The sequence below is a fragment of the Aestuariimicrobium sp. Y1814 genome, from assembly GCF_050113895.1.
GTDB lineage: Bacteria > Actinomycetota > Actinomycetes > Propionibacteriales > Propionibacteriaceae > Aestuariimicrobium.
This window is the reverse complement of record NZ_JBNJRW010000008.1, coordinates 103,815-121,267: the sequence shown is the minus strand read 5'-3', so window position 1 is coordinate 121,267 and position 17,453 is coordinate 103,815. Positions and strand designations below refer to the sequence as shown.

The 17,453-nt window shown below is 67.9% G+C and carries 21 protein-coding genes, 1 other RNA gene and 1 pseudogene; 6 read left to right on the top strand and 17 right to left on the bottom strand.

The features are described from left to right. Positions 1-10: 10 nt before the first annotated feature. Positions 11-1,054 carry an ABC transporter substrate-binding protein gene (locus tag ACQE3C_RS10755; protein ID WP_434539183.1) on the bottom strand — a complete coding sequence of 348 codons (1,044 nt, stop codon included), beginning with the start codon at positions 1,052-1,054 and terminating at the stop codon, positions 11-13. 556 nt (positions 1,055-1,610) lie between these two features. Between ACQE3C_RS10755 and ACQE3C_RS10750 the strand changes: the two genes are divergently transcribed. After that, a complete protein-coding gene (locus ACQE3C_RS10750; RefSeq protein ID WP_434539182.1) occupies positions 1,611-1,862 on the top strand; it encodes a helix-turn-helix domain-containing protein in 252 nt (83 codons plus the stop codon). A 159-nt stretch (positions 1,863-2,021) separates the two neighbouring features. On the opposite strand, the gene ACQE3C_RS10745 is transcribed toward ACQE3C_RS10750, so the two are convergent. The 6 genes from ACQE3C_RS10745 to ACQE3C_RS10720 all read right to left on the bottom strand — a co-directional run bounded on the left by ACQE3C_RS10745 (position 2,022) and on the right by ACQE3C_RS10720 (position 5,577). Then, a complete protein-coding gene (locus ACQE3C_RS10745; protein ID WP_434539181.1) occupies positions 2,022-2,288 on the bottom strand; it encodes a hypothetical protein in 267 nt (88 codons plus the stop codon). An 8-nt stretch (positions 2,289-2,296) separates the two neighbouring features. Next, positions 2,297-3,175, bottom strand: a complete 879-nt coding sequence (locus ACQE3C_RS10740) for a phage major capsid protein (protein WP_434539180.1) — start codon at positions 3,173-3,175, stop codon at positions 2,297-2,299. Between the two features lie 101 nt (positions 3,176-3,276). Beyond that, a complete protein-coding gene (locus ACQE3C_RS10735) occupies positions 3,277-3,588 on the bottom strand; it encodes a hypothetical protein (RefSeq protein ID WP_434539179.1) in 312 nt (103 codons plus the stop codon). An 8-nt stretch (positions 3,589-3,596) separates the two neighbouring features. After that, complete coding sequence (locus ACQE3C_RS10730; protein WP_434539178.1) at positions 3,597-4,004, bottom strand: hypothetical protein; 408 nt, start codon at positions 4,002-4,004, stop codon at positions 3,597-3,599. A 14-nt stretch (positions 4,005-4,018) separates the two neighbouring features. Continuing rightward, positions 4,019-5,296 carry a phage portal protein gene (locus tag ACQE3C_RS10725; RefSeq protein WP_434539177.1) on the bottom strand — a complete coding sequence of 426 codons (1,278 nt, stop codon included), beginning with the start codon at positions 5,294-5,296 and terminating at the stop codon, positions 4,019-4,021. A gap of 26 nt (positions 5,297-5,322) precedes the next feature. Continuing rightward, on the bottom strand, positions 5,323-5,577 hold the full coding sequence (locus tag ACQE3C_RS10720; protein ID WP_434539176.1) for a hypothetical protein: 255 nt from the start codon (positions 5,575-5,577) through the stop codon (positions 5,323-5,325). Here ACQE3C_RS10720 and ACQE3C_RS10715 point away from each other — a divergent pair. Beyond that, on the top strand, positions 5,564-6,601 hold the full coding sequence (locus ACQE3C_RS10715) for a hypothetical protein (RefSeq protein WP_434539175.1): 1,038 nt from the start codon (positions 5,564-5,566) through the stop codon (positions 6,599-6,601). The genes ACQE3C_RS10720 and ACQE3C_RS10715 overlap by 14 nt on opposite strands. 12 nt (positions 6,602-6,613) lie before the next feature. Here ACQE3C_RS10715 and ACQE3C_RS10710 read toward each other — a convergent pair whose 3' ends face one another. The 4 genes from ACQE3C_RS10710 to ACQE3C_RS10695 all read right to left on the bottom strand — a co-directional run bounded on the left by ACQE3C_RS10710 (position 6,614) and on the right by ACQE3C_RS10695 (position 8,143). Next, on the bottom strand, positions 6,614-6,838 hold the full coding sequence (locus ACQE3C_RS10710) for a hypothetical protein (protein ID WP_434539174.1): 225 nt from the start codon (positions 6,836-6,838) through the stop codon (positions 6,614-6,616). After that, positions 6,828-7,043 (bottom strand): hypothetical protein, encoded by a 216-nt coding sequence (locus tag ACQE3C_RS10705; RefSeq protein WP_434539173.1) that lies wholly within the window; start codon positions 7,041-7,043, stop codon positions 6,828-6,830. Before ACQE3C_RS10705 ends, ACQE3C_RS10710 begins: the two co-directional genes overlap by 11 nt. Continuing rightward, positions 7,040-7,828: a hypothetical protein gene (locus tag ACQE3C_RS10700; RefSeq protein ID WP_434539172.1), complete on the bottom strand. Its 789-nt coding sequence runs from the start codon at positions 7,826-7,828 to the stop codon at positions 7,040-7,042. Before ACQE3C_RS10700 ends, ACQE3C_RS10705 begins: the two co-directional genes overlap by 4 nt. A 117-nt stretch (positions 7,829-7,945) precedes the next feature. After that, positions 7,946-8,143: a helix-turn-helix transcriptional regulator gene (locus tag ACQE3C_RS10695; protein ID WP_434539171.1), complete on the bottom strand. Its 198-nt coding sequence runs from the start codon at positions 8,141-8,143 to the stop codon at positions 7,946-7,948. Between the two features lie 115 nt (positions 8,144-8,258). Between ACQE3C_RS10695 and ACQE3C_RS10690 the strand changes: the two genes are divergently transcribed. Then, positions 8,259-8,864, top strand: coding sequence for a helix-turn-helix domain-containing protein (locus tag ACQE3C_RS10690; protein ID WP_434539170.1), 606 nt, complete (start codon positions 8,259-8,261; stop codon positions 8,862-8,864). Further along, positions 8,839-9,963: a tyrosine-type recombinase/integrase gene (locus ACQE3C_RS10685; protein WP_434539169.1), complete on the top strand. Its 1,125-nt coding sequence runs from the start codon at positions 8,839-8,841 to the stop codon at positions 9,961-9,963. The genes ACQE3C_RS10690 and ACQE3C_RS10685 overlap by 26 nt, the downstream gene beginning before the upstream one ends. A 15-nt stretch (positions 9,964-9,978) precedes the next feature. On the opposite strand, the gene rnpB is transcribed toward ACQE3C_RS10685, so the two are convergent. The 4 genes from rnpB to ACQE3C_RS10665 form a co-directional block, all read right to left on the bottom strand. Continuing rightward, an RNA gene (rnpB, locus tag ACQE3C_RS10680) (RNase P RNA component class A) lies at positions 9,979-10,343 on the bottom strand. A 14-nt stretch (positions 10,344-10,357) separates the two neighbouring features. Then, entirely contained in the window at positions 10,358-11,809 is a 1,452-nt protein-coding gene (locus ACQE3C_RS10675) for an RNB domain-containing ribonuclease (protein ID WP_434539168.1), read from the bottom strand. A gap of 44 nt (positions 11,810-11,853) precedes the next feature. Then, positions 11,854-12,576, bottom strand: coding sequence for a zinc ribbon domain-containing protein (locus ACQE3C_RS10670; protein ID WP_434539167.1), 723 nt, complete (start codon positions 12,574-12,576; stop codon positions 11,854-11,856). 35 nt (positions 12,577-12,611) lie between these two features. Then, complete coding sequence (locus ACQE3C_RS10665) at positions 12,612-13,544, bottom strand: acyltransferase domain-containing protein (protein ID WP_434539166.1); 933 nt, start codon at positions 13,542-13,544, stop codon at positions 12,612-12,614. 74 nt (positions 13,545-13,618) lie between these two features. Between ACQE3C_RS10665 and ACQE3C_RS10660 the strand changes: the two genes are divergently transcribed. Together ACQE3C_RS10660 and ACQE3C_RS10655 are read left to right on the top strand one after the other, a co-directional pair. Further along, a complete protein-coding gene (locus ACQE3C_RS10660) occupies positions 13,619-15,160 on the top strand; it encodes an aminopeptidase P family protein (protein ID WP_434539165.1) in 1,542 nt (513 codons plus the stop codon). Next, a complete protein-coding gene (locus ACQE3C_RS10655; protein WP_434539164.1) occupies positions 15,160-16,218 on the top strand; it encodes a magnesium and cobalt transport protein CorA in 1,059 nt (352 codons plus the stop codon). Before ACQE3C_RS10660 ends, ACQE3C_RS10655 begins: the two co-directional genes overlap by 1 nt. A gap of 1 nt (position 16,219) precedes the next feature. Here the strand turns inward: ACQE3C_RS10655 and ACQE3C_RS10650 are convergent, their stop codons facing one another. Both ACQE3C_RS10650 and ACQE3C_RS10645 read right to left on the bottom strand, forming a co-directional pair. Further along, entirely contained in the window at positions 16,220-16,849 is a 630-nt protein-coding gene (locus ACQE3C_RS10650; protein ID WP_434539163.1) for an SAM-dependent methyltransferase, read from the bottom strand. 89 nt (positions 16,850-16,938) lie between these two features. Beyond that, positions 16,939-17,442 (bottom strand): annotated as a pseudogene (locus tag ACQE3C_RS10645) (general stress protein); the annotation flags it as partial. Positions 17,443-17,453 lie beyond the last annotated feature (11 nt).

Here is a 17,453-nt window from a genome sequence, read left to right as displayed (position 1 = left end):
TGGCCTTTGCTCACGCGAACAGCTCGTTCCACTCCTCCTGCAGCCCGGTGATCTGGGGCAGCACGGTCGGGTAGTCGATCCACGCGAACTTCTCGTAGACGTCGTTGCCGTACTGGATGCGGGCAGCAAACTCCTCGCTGTACTCAATGGTGGTGTTCGAGGCCGCGTACCAGGTGCCCTCGGCGAAGACCTTCATGTTCTCGGGCTTGCTCATCTCCGAGAGGAACTCGTAGGCCAGGTCGGACTTCGTCGACCCCTTGGCCAGGTAGTACGAGGTCAGTGCGCCCACGGGACCCGACTCGGGGTAGACGAAGCCGATGTCGACACCGTTCTGCTCCATGGCGAAGGCGCGCCCGTCCCACCACGGGACGATCCAGGCGTCGCCGTTCTGCAGGGCGGTCTGCATGGCGCCGGAGTCGGCCGGGTAGGTCGAGACGCAGCCCTTCAGCTGGGCCAAGGACTCCATGGCCTTGGTGTTGGCGGCCTCGTCACCGAGGGTGCCACCCTGCTCGTTGGCCAGGCCGGCCAGCAGTTCCAGGCCGGGGTTGAAGGTCAGCGGGGGCAGGCCGACGTGCCCGCAGTACTCGGGCTTGAACAGGTCGGACCAGTCGGTCGGCGGGGTGGGGACCAGGTCCTTGCGGTAGGCCAGTCCGGTCGAGCCGGTGGTCAGCGGCAGGCCGAAGGTGGTGCCGTCGACACCGGCACGCTCGACCAGCACGGGGCTCAGTTCGTCCCAGTTGCTGATCTTGCTGGTGTCGAGCGGCTCGAGGATGTTGGCGCGGGCGGCCTGGCCACTGAGGTCAGGGGTCAGCGCGATCAGGTCGTAGGGCGGGTTCTCGCCGTTGGCGGCGCGCAGCTTGGTGAGCCACTCGGCGCCACCACCGGGGACGAACTGGACCTTGGCGCCGGTGCGGGCCTCGAAGGGCTCGACGAAGGCCTTGGTGAAGGTCTCGCTCCAGGCGCCGGCGAAGGCGGTGACGGTCAGGGTCTGACCGGCGAGCTCGGAGCCGTTGTCGGAGGACGCGCCGGTGTCGACGCTACATCCGGTCAGCATCACGGCGAGAGTCGTAGCGATGGCCGCGACTGCGCGGCTGGCCTTTGAACGCAACACGTTCAAACCTCCTGTGTTTCCGGTGAACGACCCCGGACGGCATCGGGCACACGCCGGGGCGGGGGTCTGTCGACCCTCGTCCAAGTGTGGTCGTTCACAAGTTCTGCCAGAAGACCGAAGATCTTTGGGGGCCCAAAGTTGAGGTTTTGACCAGTCCCCTCGTCCGCGCTTGCGCAGGTTCCGTCACACTTCCTTCACTGGCAGCGAAGATTCCGTGCAGAAACCTGCGCATCCGCCGAATTTGGGGGGACGGGGGCCTGGGCGGACGAAGGGCCTGGGCGGACAAGGGCCTGCGCACGCGAGGAAGAAGGACGAGTCGGCCGGTAAGCCGGGTTCTAATATCGCCCCTCGGGTGACTAGGCGAAACGTCCCAATGTCCCTACGACTAGCGGTTTTAGTAGTTGGGGATGTTGGGCAAGTAGGGCAGTTTTGAACTGTCCTGCGGACTTTCTGCGGACTCGCGGACGGTCTCAAACATCTACCGGAAGGAACCACCGAAATGACCACCACACCCACCACCACCGAGCCCTTCTGCGCAGCCCTGGGCCGCGTCATCGCGGACCGCCGACTGGCAGCGGGCCTCACCCGTCACCAGCTTGCCGAGCAGTTGGGCACCACCGAGGAACGACTTGCCAGCGTGGAGGCCGGCGACATGGTCGGCTTCTTCCTGCCCGACATGGTCGACCTTGCTAGGGCGCTGGGCTCCGACATCGTGGCGATTGTCCGGGAAGCCGAGGCGCTGACGGCCTGACTCTTGACGCGCAAGACCCCCGGACCTGCTGATGGTCCGGGGGTCTTGCTGTTGGCGCTGGCCCGGTCTGTGCGCCCATCTACGAAAACGCTCTCGGGCCATCGGTCCGGGCAGGTCAGAGAAGGACAAAGATCCCTGCCCGGGTGCCGTTGACGCCGGTTACAGTGCCCGCTCGCGGTAGCGGTTGAGCACTGCGAGTTCAGCTAGCGTCCAGCCCTGGAACCCGTCGAGGACCTGGGTGAACGGGCCGCTGGTGTCGGTGCGGCGCAGTTGGCCGGGGTTGGCGGCCAGCCGTGCCGATGCCATCGTGATGACGGCGCTGAGGTCGGGGTTCGGCACGGTGCCGAATGCGTCGAAGCCGTTGCCGCGCGTGTAGGCCTTCACCATGGCGGTGATGACCTGCACGGCGTCGAGCTGGGTGCTCATGGTGGGCCTCAGATGGTGATGCCGGTGAGCTTGACGATGGCGTTCGCGTTCAGCGGGGCGACGTCGTAGCGGGCGACGACGCGCAGGGCCTGCTGGTCGTAGTCGCCGAAGGTCTGGTCAAGCAACTTCACCGAGGGTGCCATGTCGCGGGCGACGACGACCTGCGAGAAGTCGGCCAGGATGATGTTGCCGGTGTCCGGGGTGCCGGTGGTGTCGGGGATCCGGTTGGTGACGACCACGGGGTGACCGAAGATCGAGTAGCCGCCCGCGCGGGTGGCGTCGGGCTGCAGCACGTACTTGGCGCTGCCGGTGGCTTCCTTGATCTTGCGCAGCTTGGTCAGCTCGCGGCTGGTCATGGCCCACTTCAGGTTGCTGGGGTTCACGTTGGCCGACAGGGCCTTGTCCTCTGCATCGAGCAGATGATCGAGGGTCAGGGTACCCACCGAGGTGACCGACTGGCCGGCGTAGTTGAGGATGCCCTCGGGCAGGGTCTTGGTGGCCCCGTTCGAGGCGCTCCAGAACTGCTTGTCGATGGTGTCAGCAACGTCCTTGACGAGGCGCTCCTTCAGCGCGGCGTCCAGGGCGATGACCGACTGCCGGGCCAGCTCGTTCGAGAACCGGGTCAGGGTCTTCACCGACTTGATCGTCGAGGGCAGCAGCTCGATTTCGTCGAAGTCGGGGTCGATCTCGGGGGTGATCTGTGCGTTCTCGGCGAACCAGCCGGGAGAGGTGGCGGTGCCGAGCTTGGGCAGGCGCAGCGGGCCCGCGGTGTCGACGATCCGCACACCGGTGGCCAGGAACGTCGAGGCAGCCTCAAGGGGCTTGACGAGGACCTTCTGGACCTGTTCGGCGGTGAGCTCGGATGCGTTGGAAGTGGAAACAGCCATGATGGCCTCCTGGGGATTTAGCAGCGGAATGGTCACGCTGGCCGCCAGGGCCACAACGGGGGTGCCGGGTCAACCGACACCCCCCACTGTAGCACATACCCCTAGGGGGTATCGTGCGGCCACGTGTAGTCGCGGTAGCTCTGCTGCGGAATCACTCGCCTGCCCGACTGGACTCGCCGGAGATGTCCGGTCAGCTTCGCCGCGTCCTTGTCGGACAGGCCAGCGTCGACGAGGGCGTCTTCGAACTCACCAGCATCCACGCCCCGCCAGATGGCGCGAGAGTTCATCAAGTCGGCCTTGAACTTGGCCTCCTCGTTCCACTTCAGACTGTTGTTGTAGCCGGCCGCCCATTGCGCGAGGTGAGCGGCGAACTCCAAGACCGACTTGGGCAGTGATCGCTCGTCTTCAGGCATGTGACCAATCATGCTGCACCCGCCTTCAGCAGGTCGGCCAGCGAGACCTCACCGGTCGCGCCGGTGGCACCCTGCCCGACGTCGCCGCGGGGGGTGCGGCTGGCCAGGTGGGGCTTGCGGCCGATCAGTTCATCGATGGCGGCTTCCATCGCAGCATGGTCGTCCAGCAGGGCCTCGTCGAACGGGAGGTCGCTGGGGTCAGCCAGCAGGCCGGTGGCGCTCACGCGGGCGTGGAACAGCTCGCGTGCCCAGTCATCGGCCTTCTTGGCCTTCACGCGGGCGTCAGCGGCTTCCTGGCGCAGCTTCTGGACGTACTCGCGGGGGAAGGTGTCCGGGTCGCCCCCAGCGGGTTCCTGGGCGGCGTCGGGTGCGGGGTCGACGGGTTCATCGACGACGGGGGTGGGGTTGTCGGTCATGATGGTTACCTCTCTCAGTTGGTGTTGCCGGTCGGGTTCGTGGTGGTCAGCTCGTTGGTGATGGCGGTGATCTGTTCGTCGGTGTAGCCGAGCTTTCGCAGCGCGTGGCTGCGGGGCAGGATCCCGGCCTGCACGAGCTTCACGACGGCGTCGGCTTCCTGGGCGACCGACCGGGTGGCGGCGTCGGCCCACTTGATCGTCGTGGTGGTGCTGCGGGGGTCGGCCCCGGTGCGGGTGGCGACCATCAGCGCGGCTACCTTCTCCCAGGCGCGGCCGAACATCTGCTGGCGGGACTCGGCGCGGGCGGTCAGGCTGGCCTCGGCAGCCCTGAGCGCGTCGGCGCTGGCGGGCTGGTCGGCCAGGACACCGACGTAGTGCGCGGGCAGCGCGCTCACGGCCATGACCTGCCCCAGCAGCACCCGCACCGACGCCTCGTAGGCCCCGAGGTCTGCCCCGGGCAGTTGCCCGAACTTGGTCTCGGGAGACTCCGACAGCATCATCCGGTCACTGTCGGGGAACGGGTTGACCACGCTCACGTCCCCGGTCGACTCGTCGATGACCTCGGCGGGCTCCACACCGACCGCCCACCGACGCGGCCGGGCGTAGAACTCGCTGGTGACCATCAGGTCAGCCAGGGACTTGTTCAGCGCATCGACCAGCGGCACCAGGTCGTCGAGTTCGGATGCGCCGGGACCGAGCAGCCGGTCGGAGTTGCGCAGCTCGACGACCGGCACGACGCCATACGGGTTGCGCACCATGCCGGTGATGGTGAACCCGGTCGTGGTCGCGCCGGGGGTGTTCGAGCTGTACCTGGTGACGGCGGTCGGGGTGAACAGGGTTGCATGGGTGGCCCGGTCGTCCTCCCAGCGCTTGACGGCGGCGACCACCTCACGGGTGGCGGGGTCACGCAGGACGGCGACCTGGGTCGCGGACTCGACACTGACCTGCGGGTTGCCCTGGGCGTCGGCCCACACGATCACCGGGCAGGAGCCCAGGGTGAGGGCCTCGCGGTGGGCCACGCCGGCCAGCTGGTCGAGGTCGTTGGCGATCCAGTCGGCCCACAGCTGCGGGCCACCGGCCACGCCGGTGATCCGCAGCCGCTCAGCCAGCGCGGTGACGGCCAGCCGGGGCAAGTTCGTGGCCATGCGGCCGAACCGGTTCCCGATCGCGGTACGGGCGTCAGGGCTCAAGTAGGCCATGGGCTGGGTGCCGTGGTAGTAGGCCTCCAGCGAGGTGTAGCGGGCCTGCGGCTCATCGAGCTTGGCCAGCATCCGCTGCAGCAGTTCAGTCATGGGTGTATCCCTCCAGGGGTCGTGTATCAGGCGAATGAGTAGGTCCGGTGCTTGCGCTTGTGGGTCGCGTGCCAGGTGGCACGGGAATGGGCCATCACCGCGCAGGCGGCGAGGTCGATCTTGCGGGCGGTGCGTGAGCGGGACCGTTTGGCCAGCCGCATGCCGCGGGCGTCCTCGGAGACGACCGCCGCGGCGATGTGGGCAGCCAGGCGGGGGTCACCGGAGTGGGTCAGCCTGCCGTTGACCGCCGCCGAGTACAGGGCACTGGTGGCCGCGGTCAACCTGCTGGGTGAGTGCGGGAACTCGGCAATCGGTCTGGCGTTCGGTGCTGCCCGGCGCATGGTGGAGCTCGACGAGGACCTGGCTGCCAGGGTGCAGGTGTACAAGGACCGGCTCTACCTGCCCGCGACGGACTCAGGGATGGCGGTGATGCCGGCGTCGGCTGCTGCTGCTGAGGGCCTCGACTACGTGCTGGCGATTGTCGACGAGGCCGGGGTGGTGAACCGTGACTTGTTCGAGGTGGTGCAGCTCGCCCAGGGCAAGCGTGAGCGTTCGGTGCTGGTCGCGATTGGCACGCCGGGGCCGAACCTCGACGACCAGGTGCTGCTCTCGCTGCGCGACTACGCGTTCGACAACCCCGACGATGGGTCGCTGCGGTGGCGTGAGTTCTCCGCCGCCGGTTTCGAGGACCACCCGGCTGATTGTCGCCATTGCTGGGAGTTGGCGAATCCGGCGTTGGGTGATTTCTTGCATGAGGATGCCATCACCGCGCTGTTGCCGCCGAAGACCCGTGAGGCGACGTTCCGGCGTGCCCGGTTGTGCCAGTTGGCCACCGACACCGAGGGCGGGTTCCTGCCCGCGGGGGTGTGGTCCGGGTTGTCGACCGGTGAGTCGATCCCGCACGGGGCCAGGGTGGTCGTGGCCCTCGATGGCAGCTTCTCTGATGACACGACCGCGCTGCTGCTGGCCACCGTCAACACCGAACCGCACTTCGATGTCCTGGGGGTGTGGGAGCGGCCCCCGGGTGACCCCGGCTACCGGGTGCCGGTCGCTGAGGTCGAAGAAGCGGTCCGGCAGGCCTGTCGTGATTACCAGGTCGCCGAGGTGATCGCCGACCCGTTCCGCTGGACGAGGACCTTGCAGGCGCTGGAGGCCGAACGGTTGCCGAGCAGAACGGCTGCATCGACCGTGCCCGCTTGGACAGTTGCTTCCACGACTCACGCCCCAGGTCGGCACGTGCACGAGGACGGGGAGCTGGCCGGTGGTCGGCGCAGTAGGTGCTGTCGGCCAGGGTGCCGCAGGTGAGGCAGGGGCGCATCATGCGGTTGCCTCCAGCGCAGCCAGCACCTTGTCGACGAGGGCGTCCCAGAAGTCGGCAACCTCGTCGGCATCGGCCCGGTCGGAGTAGCCGCCATCGATGACGAGGGCCACATCCCAGCCGCCGGATTCACGTTGCGCGACGATCCAGCGGGTACGACCGTGTCCGAGCGTCTGGTGCATGAGCAGGTCGGCGACGGCGTCTTCCAGGTCATCACCGGCCATGGCGGTACCCCCTGTGCTGCTCTTCCTCGGCGATCTCGTAGAGCAGGTCGGTCAGGTGCACCATCGTGTTCTGCACCGACTCGGCATCCATGAACAGCACGTCCTGCGAATCCTCGAGCAGGTGCTGGGCGACGTTGGTCGCGGCTTGCAGTGCCGTCAGCGGACGCCGACGCCGACGTTCAGCGGCGAGGTTGACCACGGTCATGAGACCCACTCCTTGTCCAGGTCGATCGGTGCGAGCCACGGGTCAGGCTCGGGCATCTTCTTCGGGGTGCTGGCGGCAACCTCGTCGTCGTGGTGGTGTGCCTTGAACTCGATCTCGTGGCGGCCCTCGGCGAACATCTCGATGAACTTCGAGAACTTGGGGTCCCAGTTGCTTGAACGCGGCTTGCGGTTGCAGGTCTCGTCGTCGCAGCGGAACATCTCGTCGAAGGTGTCGAGGACCTCGCCACGGTCCAGGCCGAGCTCGTCGAGCTTGCGCCAGTGGCGCGGCTTGGGTGACCACCTGTCGACGGTCGTCAGCGATGTGGCCGTGCCTCCCTCGCCGCCAGGTGAGGGCATGCTTTTAAAGGAAGCATTGGTCTTCTTAGTGGCTAGATTTGGCACACGGCCGTGGCTAGATTTGGCACACGGTGCTTCAGCCGGATCGGTGGCATGACTCACGCGTGTGTCACGCGTGACAGTCAGGTCGACCGTGTAGACGTAGGTGGCGTTGCCCTGGGTGTCGTGGCCGCCGGTCGGCGTGCGGGTCAGGTACGGGCTCTCGAGTGCGGCGGCGAGCGCGCGGTGCATGGTCCGGCGCGCGAGGCCGGTTTCCTCGGCGAGCTTGGTCAGGTAGACGGCGCGGCCTGGTGCCTGCGAGGCGAACCAGAGGATCACCCGCATGGCTGGCGGCGTGACTTCGGGGTCACGGATCAATGCGTTCGGCACGCGGGTGAACTGGTCATCGGGTTCACCGATGATGTAGACGATCGAGGGCTTGGCGGTCACGGGTTGCACCTCGCGGGTGCTGCTCGGTGTGGGCTGGCCTGGACTGCGTGCATGAGACTTCCTTTGTGATGGGTTTGCACGCGAGGGGGAAGTACCTCCATGAGGCCTCGCACGTCGTCAGCTGGCGTTGGCGTACTGCTGCTCGAGCCAGGCGAGCACGTCGACGCGGCGGTACATCACCTTGCGCCGGCCGAGCTTGAAGCTCTTGGGGCCTTCGCCGATGTGTCGCCAGTAGCGCAGCGTGGCCGGGGGGATGTTCGTCATCGTCGAGACCTGGTCGGTCGTCAGGATGTCGGTGGGCTGGTCGGGGTTCATCGATGCTCCTTACAACACAAGCGGGGTGTCCATCTACAAACTAGCGTGGCACACGTCATCGGTATTCGCAAGCAACACGTTGACGCCCACCTACAAAACGTTGTACGGTCTGGACATGGTTGACGAGTCCTACGGGATCTGGGAACAGAACTTCCGTGTGCAGATGAAGCGGCTACGGGAGGCGCGCGGCGAGACCCAGACGGACCTGGCGCGGTCGCTCAAGGCGTTGGGGTTGCCCTTCCACCAGCAGACCGTCCAACGCGTTGAGAGCGGGGAGCGGCCGGTGCGGCTCAACGAGGCGTTCATCATCGCGGAGCACATGCAGGTAGACCTCGCCAGCATGACGGGCGTCTCGACGCCGACCGACCGTGAGATCATGTACGCCGCTGACCGGCTGGATCGAGCTGCCCACATTGCAGCGGGCAACCTCGAGGACGCTGGCGTCGAACTCACTCCCGCACTCGAGGAACTGGCGGCCACGCTGTCCGCTTTGCCAGGAACGCTGTCGGCGGAGAGCGTCGCGGTCGCCAAGAAGGCGATCCCGATAGCCCGTGCGACCCACGAGATCTACCTGATCATGGAGTCCTTGGACGGTGGGTACGGCGACGTTGACCGCTCAATCGAAGAATCCTTCCAGGAGGTGACCCGGGTGTTCGAGGACCTGGTGGCGACGTGCGAGGCGAAGGGGAACGACGATGGCCAGCATCCAGAAGAGGCCTGATGGCGTCTGGCGGGCCCGCTACCGAGACCAGGCGGGCAAGGAACACGCACGGCACTTCCAGCGGAAGGTCGACGCGCAGCGCTGGCTCGACGAGGTCACCGCGTCCGTGGTCACCGGCACCTATGTCGATCCCAAGGCCACCCGGACGACGTTCAAGGCGTACGCGGAGAAGTGGCGCGCCGTCCAGGTGTTCCGGCCGTCCACTGCGGCACTCGTCGAGGTTGCGCTGAAGCGGAGGGTCTACCCGGTCATCGGCGACATGCCGCTGAACGCCATCCGGCCGGACACCGTCCAGGGGCTCGTATCGACGCTCGCGGAGTCCTACGCGCCCGCCACGATCGAGGTCACCTACTCCTACGTGGCCACGGTGATGAAGTCGGCGGTGATGAACAACCTGCTGGCGAAGACGCCGTGCATCGGGATCAAGGTGCCGAAGGTCGAGAAGACCAGGATCAGGCTCGTCACGACCGACGAGATGCTGGCGATCGCCGACGCGATGCCGGACCACCTGAGGGCGTTGGTAATCCTCGCTGGCGGCACGGGCCTGCGCCAGGGCGAGGCGTTCGGGCTGACGGTGGACCGCGTCGACTTCCTGCGGCGAACGGTGCGGGTCGACCGCCAGTTGCTCGGTATCGATTGCGACGGCGCGCCGATCTTCGGGCCTCCCAAGACCGACGCGTCGATCGGGACTGTGCCGCTGCCGTCGACCGTCGCCGACGAGATCTCGCTGCACCTCCAGCACCATCCAGTCGATGACCACGGGCTGATCTTCCGAGGTGGGCGCGGCGCCCCGCTGCGCAGGAACACGTTCGGCCCGGTCTGGGCGAAGGCGGTGTCGGTGGCGAAACTCGAGGGTGTGGTCTTCCACCAGTTGCGGCACCACTACGCGTCCGTGCTGATCGCGTCGGGTGCCTCCGTCAAGACCGTCCAGGCGAACATGCGGCACAAGTCGGCGCAGGAGACGCTCGACACGTACGGCCATCTCTGGCCGGACTCCGACGACCAGACACGGACCGCGATCGATGCCGCGATCCGCGCGAGCGCGAATCTTGCGGACTCTGTGCGGACTCACCCGCACCAGGGCCAGCAAATCACCTAGTCAGCACGATAAAGAGGGACGAGCCGGCCTGTAAGCCGGGTTCTGTCGAAGGATGATCATCTATCTGCGACCGTTGTTGCCAACGGCCTTCCGTGCACGCACGGTGCGACCTACCCGGACGCTCGGGCGGGCAGCCCTCGAACACGCCCTGTCTGGTCTTGCTCCGGATGGGGTTTACCCAGCCACGCCAGTCACCTGGCGTGCTGGTGGTCTCTTACACCACCGTTTCACCCTTACCAACCTGGGTTGGCGGTCTACTTTCTGTTGCACTGGCCCGCGGGTCACCCCGGGTGGGCGTTACCCACCATCCTGCCCTGTGGAGCCCGGACTTTCCTCAGCCACCACCCGGGGGTGGCGACCGCGATCATCTGGCCGACTCGTCCAAGGAACAAGCCTAGCGGGTGACGAACGAGACCTTGCCGTCCGCGACGCTGGCCCGCTTCAGGGTCACGGTGACCACTTCACCCAGCGCCACCCCGCGTCCCTTCACCGGGGCCTCCACGGCCGGGTCGGTCAGTGAGATCACGCCCTCGTCGCGGTCGCCCTCGTCCACGCTGACCACGACGCCCTCGAACTTCTCCCCCACCCGGTCCTGCAGGATCAACGCCTCCACCATGTTGGTGATGCCCCGCTCGAAGGCCTTGGCCCGGCGGTCCGACTCACGCATGGTGTCCGGCAGTTCGTCCAGCGCCGAGAGCACCCACTCGGGCACCTCGTCCCCGGCGCACAGCGCCACGCAGATCTCACCGACATGCCGGTCGACCAGGCGGCGCAGCGGCGCGGTCACGTGCGCGTACTGGGCGGCCAGCGCTCCGTGCACCGTCTCGTCAGCCGACAGGCCGGGCTCGATGATCGTGTACCCGGCGCCCCGGAACAGCCGCACGCAGGCCATCATCATGGCCTGGCCCTGCGGTTGGCCGGGGTCGAGCGAGCGGACGAAGTCGCCGTAGTCCATCGAGTCGGGCCACGGCAGCTTCAACGAGGCGGCCACCTTCCGCAGCAGGTTGATCGTCTGCTTGCTGGCCGGCGGCAGGGTGCGCAGCACCCCGACCCCGGCATCGAGCATGATCCTGGCCGCGCTGAACCCGGTCATCAGCGAGATCTGCGCGTTCCAGTCCTCGTTGGGCAGCGGCTCACGGTACGACAGCCGCCAGGCCCCGTCGTCGTCGACCTCGACCTGCTGGTCGGGCAGGTTGAGGCTGACACCGCCGCGCTCGACCTCGACGCGTTGGCGCAGCTGGCCGACCTCCTTGAGCAGCACCATGGTCTCGATCGCGGTGCCGGCGTCGATGTCGGCCTGCACGTCGGCGTAGTTGAGCTTCGCCCGGCTGGCCACCAACCCGCGGATCACGGTGGCATCGACGATCTCACCGGGCTGGTCGAGCTGCATCCTCCACACCTGGGCGGGCCGGGCCACGCCATCGGCGAGCAGGCTCGCGGCCCCTTCACTGAGCGTCGGCGGGTGCAGCGGGTAGCGGGTGTGCGGGGCATAGAAGGTCTGCCCGCGGCGGTGGGTCTCGGCGTCGATCGCGCCACCGGCCGGCAGCCAGGCCGCCACGTCGGCGATCGCGTAGTGCACCAGGTAGCCGCCGTCGTCGGTGCGGGCGATGTGCATGGCCTGGTCGAGGTCCATCGAGTCCGGCGGGTCGATGGTGACGAAGGCGATGTCGGTCAGGTCGACATGTCCCAGCGACTGGTCGAATCCCCGCGCCACGACCTGGTCGACCTCGGCCAGCACCTCGTCCGGGAACTCAGTGGGCACCGACAGTTCCTCACGCAGGTCCTCGAATGCCGCCCGCAGCGGGTCCGGCAGTTCGGGGGTGATCCGGAACTCGACAGCGGGCATGGGCACGTCCTTCCGTCAGCAGACCGGTCCCTCCGTGGACCAGCTCAGCGGACGAGGATGCGCCCGCACTCCTCGCACCTTACGACCTGATCGGGCGAGGCTGCGGAGTACTGGCGCAGATCAGCTGCGTTCGCCTCCACGTGGCAGCCCATGCAGCGTCCGTCGGTCAGCTTCGCCGCACCGGTGCCCCAGCGGGCCGCGATCTTCTCGTACATCGCCAGCAACTCATCAGGGACGACCACGGCCTGCGCCTGCCGGTCGTTGCCCAGTTCGACCAGTTCCGCGTCGATCTCGGCGAAGGCACTGTCGCGGGCGGCGATCAGGCCCCGGGCCTGATTGTCGATGACCCCTCGCCTGGCAGCGATCTCGTCGCACACGGCGGTGGTGTCCTCGATCGACTGCATCAGGTCGAGTTCGGCGTCCTCGAGCTTGCTGATGCGTCCCTTGAGGTGCTCGATCTCCTCCAGCATCGAACGCAGGGCCTTCGGGTCACCGATCTCGCCGGCATCGACCCTGCCCTGGTTGCGCACCAGCCGCGCGCGGGCGGGTTCGAGGTCACCCTCGAGCTGTTCCTGTTCGGCGACCAGATCGCCCAGCTGGGTCTCGGCGGCCACCAGTTCGGCGGTCACCGCGTTGCGCTGGGCGCCCAGTTCGCGCAACTGGGCCACCTCGGGGAGTTCGGCGCGCCGATGCCGGGCCCGGGCGATGGCGACATCGGCGTCGGCCAGGACGAGAAGACGCAGCTGGTCTTCCGGTGATGCCTTCATGGGACCCTCCTCGGATGGACTTGTGGGACCCGACTCTACCGTGCAGGGATGCGCCCCCGGGCCTGGCGCAGGTGCTTGCCGGCCCGCCAATGTGCGACCAGGGCGCGTTCGAGGGAGGTCCGCTGCGGCAACTCGTCGAGCCGGCCGGGCAGCTGCTCGTCTGCCCCCGGCTCGATGTTGAACACGAAGTAGTAGCCGTCGCGGTCGTGGTCGATGCCACCGGCCGGTTCCCAGCGTTCGGCGAAGTCGGCGATGTTGCTGCTCGGCAGCAGGGCGGCGAGCTCCCGGTCGAGCAGCCACGACTGGCAGTAGATCCACGCCACCCCCGGGCCCCGGCCGTCCAGGTCGTCGAGCTGGTCGGCGTAGTGCTCCCGGTAGAACCCGGCCGCAGCCGCCAATGAGGCGCCCACCGCGCCCGGCGCCATCGATCCGTCCCCGGGGATGTGGGTGTTGAGCACCTGCACCGGGCCCGGGGCGTCGTCGAAGCTGACCCGGTACAGCTCGAACTGCAGTCGTCCGAGGCGGACGAAGTCGCCGGCCCACACGTTGCGCAGCCAGTTGGCCTGGGTCAACCCCGTGGAGCCACGCACCAGCCGGTGCTTGGTGACCTGTTGGCCGAGGTCGGCCAAGGACGCCCAGCTGACCTCGGCGTCGATGCCCCGCGAGCGGTGGTGGTCGTGCACATCTGCGGCGGTCGCCAGCAGCGCACACAAGGCCGGACCGCCCTCCATCCACCGGTCCTCGGGGGTCGAGGGGGCGAACCCCGGGCGCTGCCAGCTGTCCTCCCACTGTCCCAACCCGGCGAGCAACAGTTCCGCGGCGAGCCGGTCGACCTCGTCGCGGGCGGCCCGGTCAGCCAGCAACTGCGCCACCATCACGCTGATTGGCTCCCGGTCGAGCGGGTCGACCCCGAGCCGGACGAGCAGTTCGGGCAGCGCCTCGAGGGACAACCGATCGGTAGGACTCATGCGGGCGAGCCTATGATGTCCCCTGACCGGGGCACGTGCAGCGCCCCGCCCCCAGCAGAACAGGAGCAGTCGCGATGAGCGAGGCCACCCCGCCCGACTCCCCCGAGGCCGACCAGGCCCCCGCCGAGGAGCTGCCGAACCGGCAGAACCCCTTCTCGCAGGCCTTCCGCGACTTCATCCCCACCGGCTGGGCGCCCTACCCCGACACCCTGCCCGACCCGCTGCCGGCCAGCGCCTGGACCCCTGCCCGCCGCCTGGCGCTGGGGGCCGCGTTCCCGCACGACCGCATCGTCCTGCCCGCGGGCGGGTTGAAGGTGCGCGCCAACGACACTGACTACCCCTACCGGCCGGACACCGCCTTCGCCTACTACTCGGGCCTCGGCGGAGACCGGGAACCCGATGCCGTGCTGGTCCTGGAACCGGCCGACCAGGGCGAGCAGGTCGGCGACCAGGTCGGCACCCACGTCGCGACCCTGTACTTCACCCCCCGAGCACCGCGCACCGACCGCGAGTTCTACGCCGATGCCCGCTACGGCGAGATGTGGGTCGGCCAGCGGGAGTCGCTCGACGAGATGTCGGCGATGATCGGCATCCCCTGCGCCCCGATCAGCCAGTTGGACGAACACCTGGGCAAGAACCTCGACTCGACCCAGCTGCGGCTGCTGCGCGACGTGGACGCCCAGGTCAGCGCCACCGTCGACACGCTGCGGGCGCAGGCCGGGCACACCGGCCATGAGCAGCGCGACCAGGAGCTGGCCGTGTTCGCCTCCGAGCAGCGCCTGGTCAAGGACGCCTTCGAGGTCGAGCAGCTGCAGCGGGCCTGCGACGCCTCGGCCGAGGGATTCGAGGCCGTCGTCCGCGACCTGCCCGAGGCCGTGCGCCGGGGACGCGGAGAACGTTGGGTCGAGGGCATCTTCGGCCTGTACGCGCGCCACCACGGCAATGCCGTGGGCTACGACACCATCGCCGCGGGCGCCGACCACGCCAACACCCTGCACTGGGTGCGCAACGACGGCGACCTCAATGACGGCGACCTGCTGCTGATGGACGCCGGCGTCGAGCTCGACAGCCTCTACACCGCCGACATCACCCGCACCCTGCCGGTCAACGGCACCTTCTCACCGGCCCAGCGGAAGGTCTACGAGGTCGTCCTCGAGGCCCAGCAGGCCGCGCTGGCGGTCGCCCGCCCGGGCACCACCTTCAAGGACGTGCACGCCGCGGCCATCAAGGTGATCGCCACCCGGCTCGAGGAATGGGGCCTGCTGCCGGTCACCGCCGAGGAGTCGCTGGGCCCCGACGGTGGGCAGCACCGCCGCTGGATGGTGCACGGCACCAGCCACCACCTCGGCCTCGACGTGCACGACTGCGCCCAGGCCCGCGCCGAGCAGTACCGCGAGGGGGTGCTCCGCGAGGGCATGGTGATCACCGTCGAGCCCGGCCTGTACTTCAAGGCCACCGACCTGCTGGTGCCCGACGAGCTGAAGGGCATCGGTGTGCGCATCGAGGACGACATCGTGATCACCGCCGACGGCTGCCGGATCCTGTCCGACAAGCTGCCGCGTGACCCCGACGAGGTCGAGGCCTGGATGGCCCCACTGCTGGAACAGCGGCCCTGATGGTCGTCCGGAAGGCGCCGACCCACCAGGCCGTCAACCGCCGACTGCCCCAGTGGGAGACCACGCCCGACTCGGTGGTGGCCTGGGGTTGGTACGTCGAGGGTGTCCGGCAGGACACCGATGACCTGCAGCACGCCACCGACCGCGCGCAGGTCGGGGATGGTTTCGTATGGTTGGGGTTGAAGGACCCCACCAACGAGGACATGACGCACTTCGCGACCCAGTTCCACCTGCACCCGCTGGCGATCGAGGATGCCGTCGAGGGCCACACCCGCTCGAAGCTGGAGTTCTTCGACGACACCGTCTTCGCCGTGCTCAGCACGGTCGCCTACCTCGAGCATGCCAACGTCGACGAGGCCGCCGAGGTCGTCTCGACCGGCCAGATCATGGTCTTCCTGGGCCCGAACTTCATCATGACGGTGCGCCGCGGGGAGCAGTCGCCGCTGCGCACGATGCGCCACGAACTCGAACAGAGGCCCGAGTTCCTGGCCGACGGCCCGCACGTGGTGCTCTACTCGGTCTTCGACCGGGTGGTGGACGACTACCTGCAGGTGGTCGCCGAGATCGAGGAGGACCTCGACGAGGTCGAGGAACAGCTCTTCGAACCCACCAGCAACCCGGACCTGTCGAAGGTCTACCAGCTCAAGCGTGAGGTCATCGAGTTCCGTCGCTCGATGGCACCGCTGTCGCTGCCGCTGACCCTGCTGGCCAGCCGGGACATCCCCCTGGTGCCTGCTGATGCGCGCGCCTACTTCCGTGAGGTCTCCGACCACCACACCGAGGCCCGTGAAGCGGTCGCCTCCTTCGACGAGGTGCTGACCAACCTCTTGCAGGCCGGCCTGGCCCGGTTGAGCGTCAAGGACAACCAGGACATGCGCAAGATCTCGGCGGCGGTGGCGATCCTGGCGGTGCCGACCCTGGTCGGGGCCATCTACGGCATGAACTTCACCTACATGCCCGAGCTGGACTACCACTGGGGCTACTTCATCACCCTGGGCGCGATGGCCCTGATCATGGCGGTGCTGGCGGTGCTGTTCCGGCGCAACAAGTGGTTGTGAGTCAGGGTTTCTGACCCAGCACCTGCACCACGCTGGACAGGCCCTGGTGGGCCATCCCCTCGAAGATCCGCCGTTCGACCAGGTGGATGTCGAGCACCAGCCCGGCCCAGTCCTGCTGCACCCGCTCACGGTTGAGCAGCACGCTCTCTTCGGATGGGCCGCCGGTGCCCAGCTGCAGCTGGGCGGGGGTGTAGGCCTCCAGCAGCAGCTTGCCGGACGGCGCCATCAACCCCACCAGCGCCTGGCTGATGCCGCCGCGGATGTCGGCGGGCAGGTGGCAGAAGATGGAGACCACCGCATCCCAGGGGCCCTGGGCGGCCTCAGTGTGCACCCACGTCTCGAGGTCACCGACCAGCGCCTCGACCTGCACACCGCGTTCGGCGGCCAGTGCCCGCGCCTTGCCCACGGCGACCGCGGAGATGTCGACCGTGGTCACCCGGTGGCCGCGTTCGGCCAGCCAGACCCCGTTGCGTCCCTCACCGTCGCCGATGCACAGCACCCGCGAACCGCGTCGCAGCAGGATCTCGTTCTGGGCAAGGAAATCGTTGGGCTTGTAGCCGTAGACGTGGTTCGGGTGGTCGTAGCGGGCGTCCCAGAACGCCGCGGCCCCACCGGGCGGACGAAAGTTCACAGCTGGGTCGGCGGCTGCTGGGTCGGGGTCTGCTGCTGGACGGGCGGCTGCTCGCCGCCGAGGGGGGTGTGCACCACACCGGTGGTGCCGCCCTGGAACTGGCGGCGCCGCTCACCGGGTGCCTGCATCAGCATCTGGCGCGCCTGCTGGGTGACCTTGTGCTCGCCGAGCACCTCGTACTTGCTGGCCACCGTCTGGCGCACCGAGTTGAAGTCACGCTTGCCGCCGCTCATGCCGTAGGAGATGGCGGCATTGATCATGCCGAAGGCCACACCGAAGGCCAGGCCGGCCAGCAGCATGCTGCCCCAGGCACCGGGGACGAAGATGCCCAGCATCAGGCCGACCAGCAGACCCATGAAGATGCCCGACATGGCCCCCTGCACCATCACATTGCCCCAGGTCTTTCGTCCGATGACCCGCTCGATGGTCTTCAGGTCGGTGCCCACGATGACCAACTGGTTGACCGGGAACTCGTGGTCGGCCAGGTAGTCGACGGCCTGCTGCGCCTCGGCGTAGGTGTCGTAGACCGCGATCGACTGGGGGAACTCCAACATCAACGCCTTGCCCAGGTCCTGGGGTTCGGGGTTCTGCATGGACAACGGTT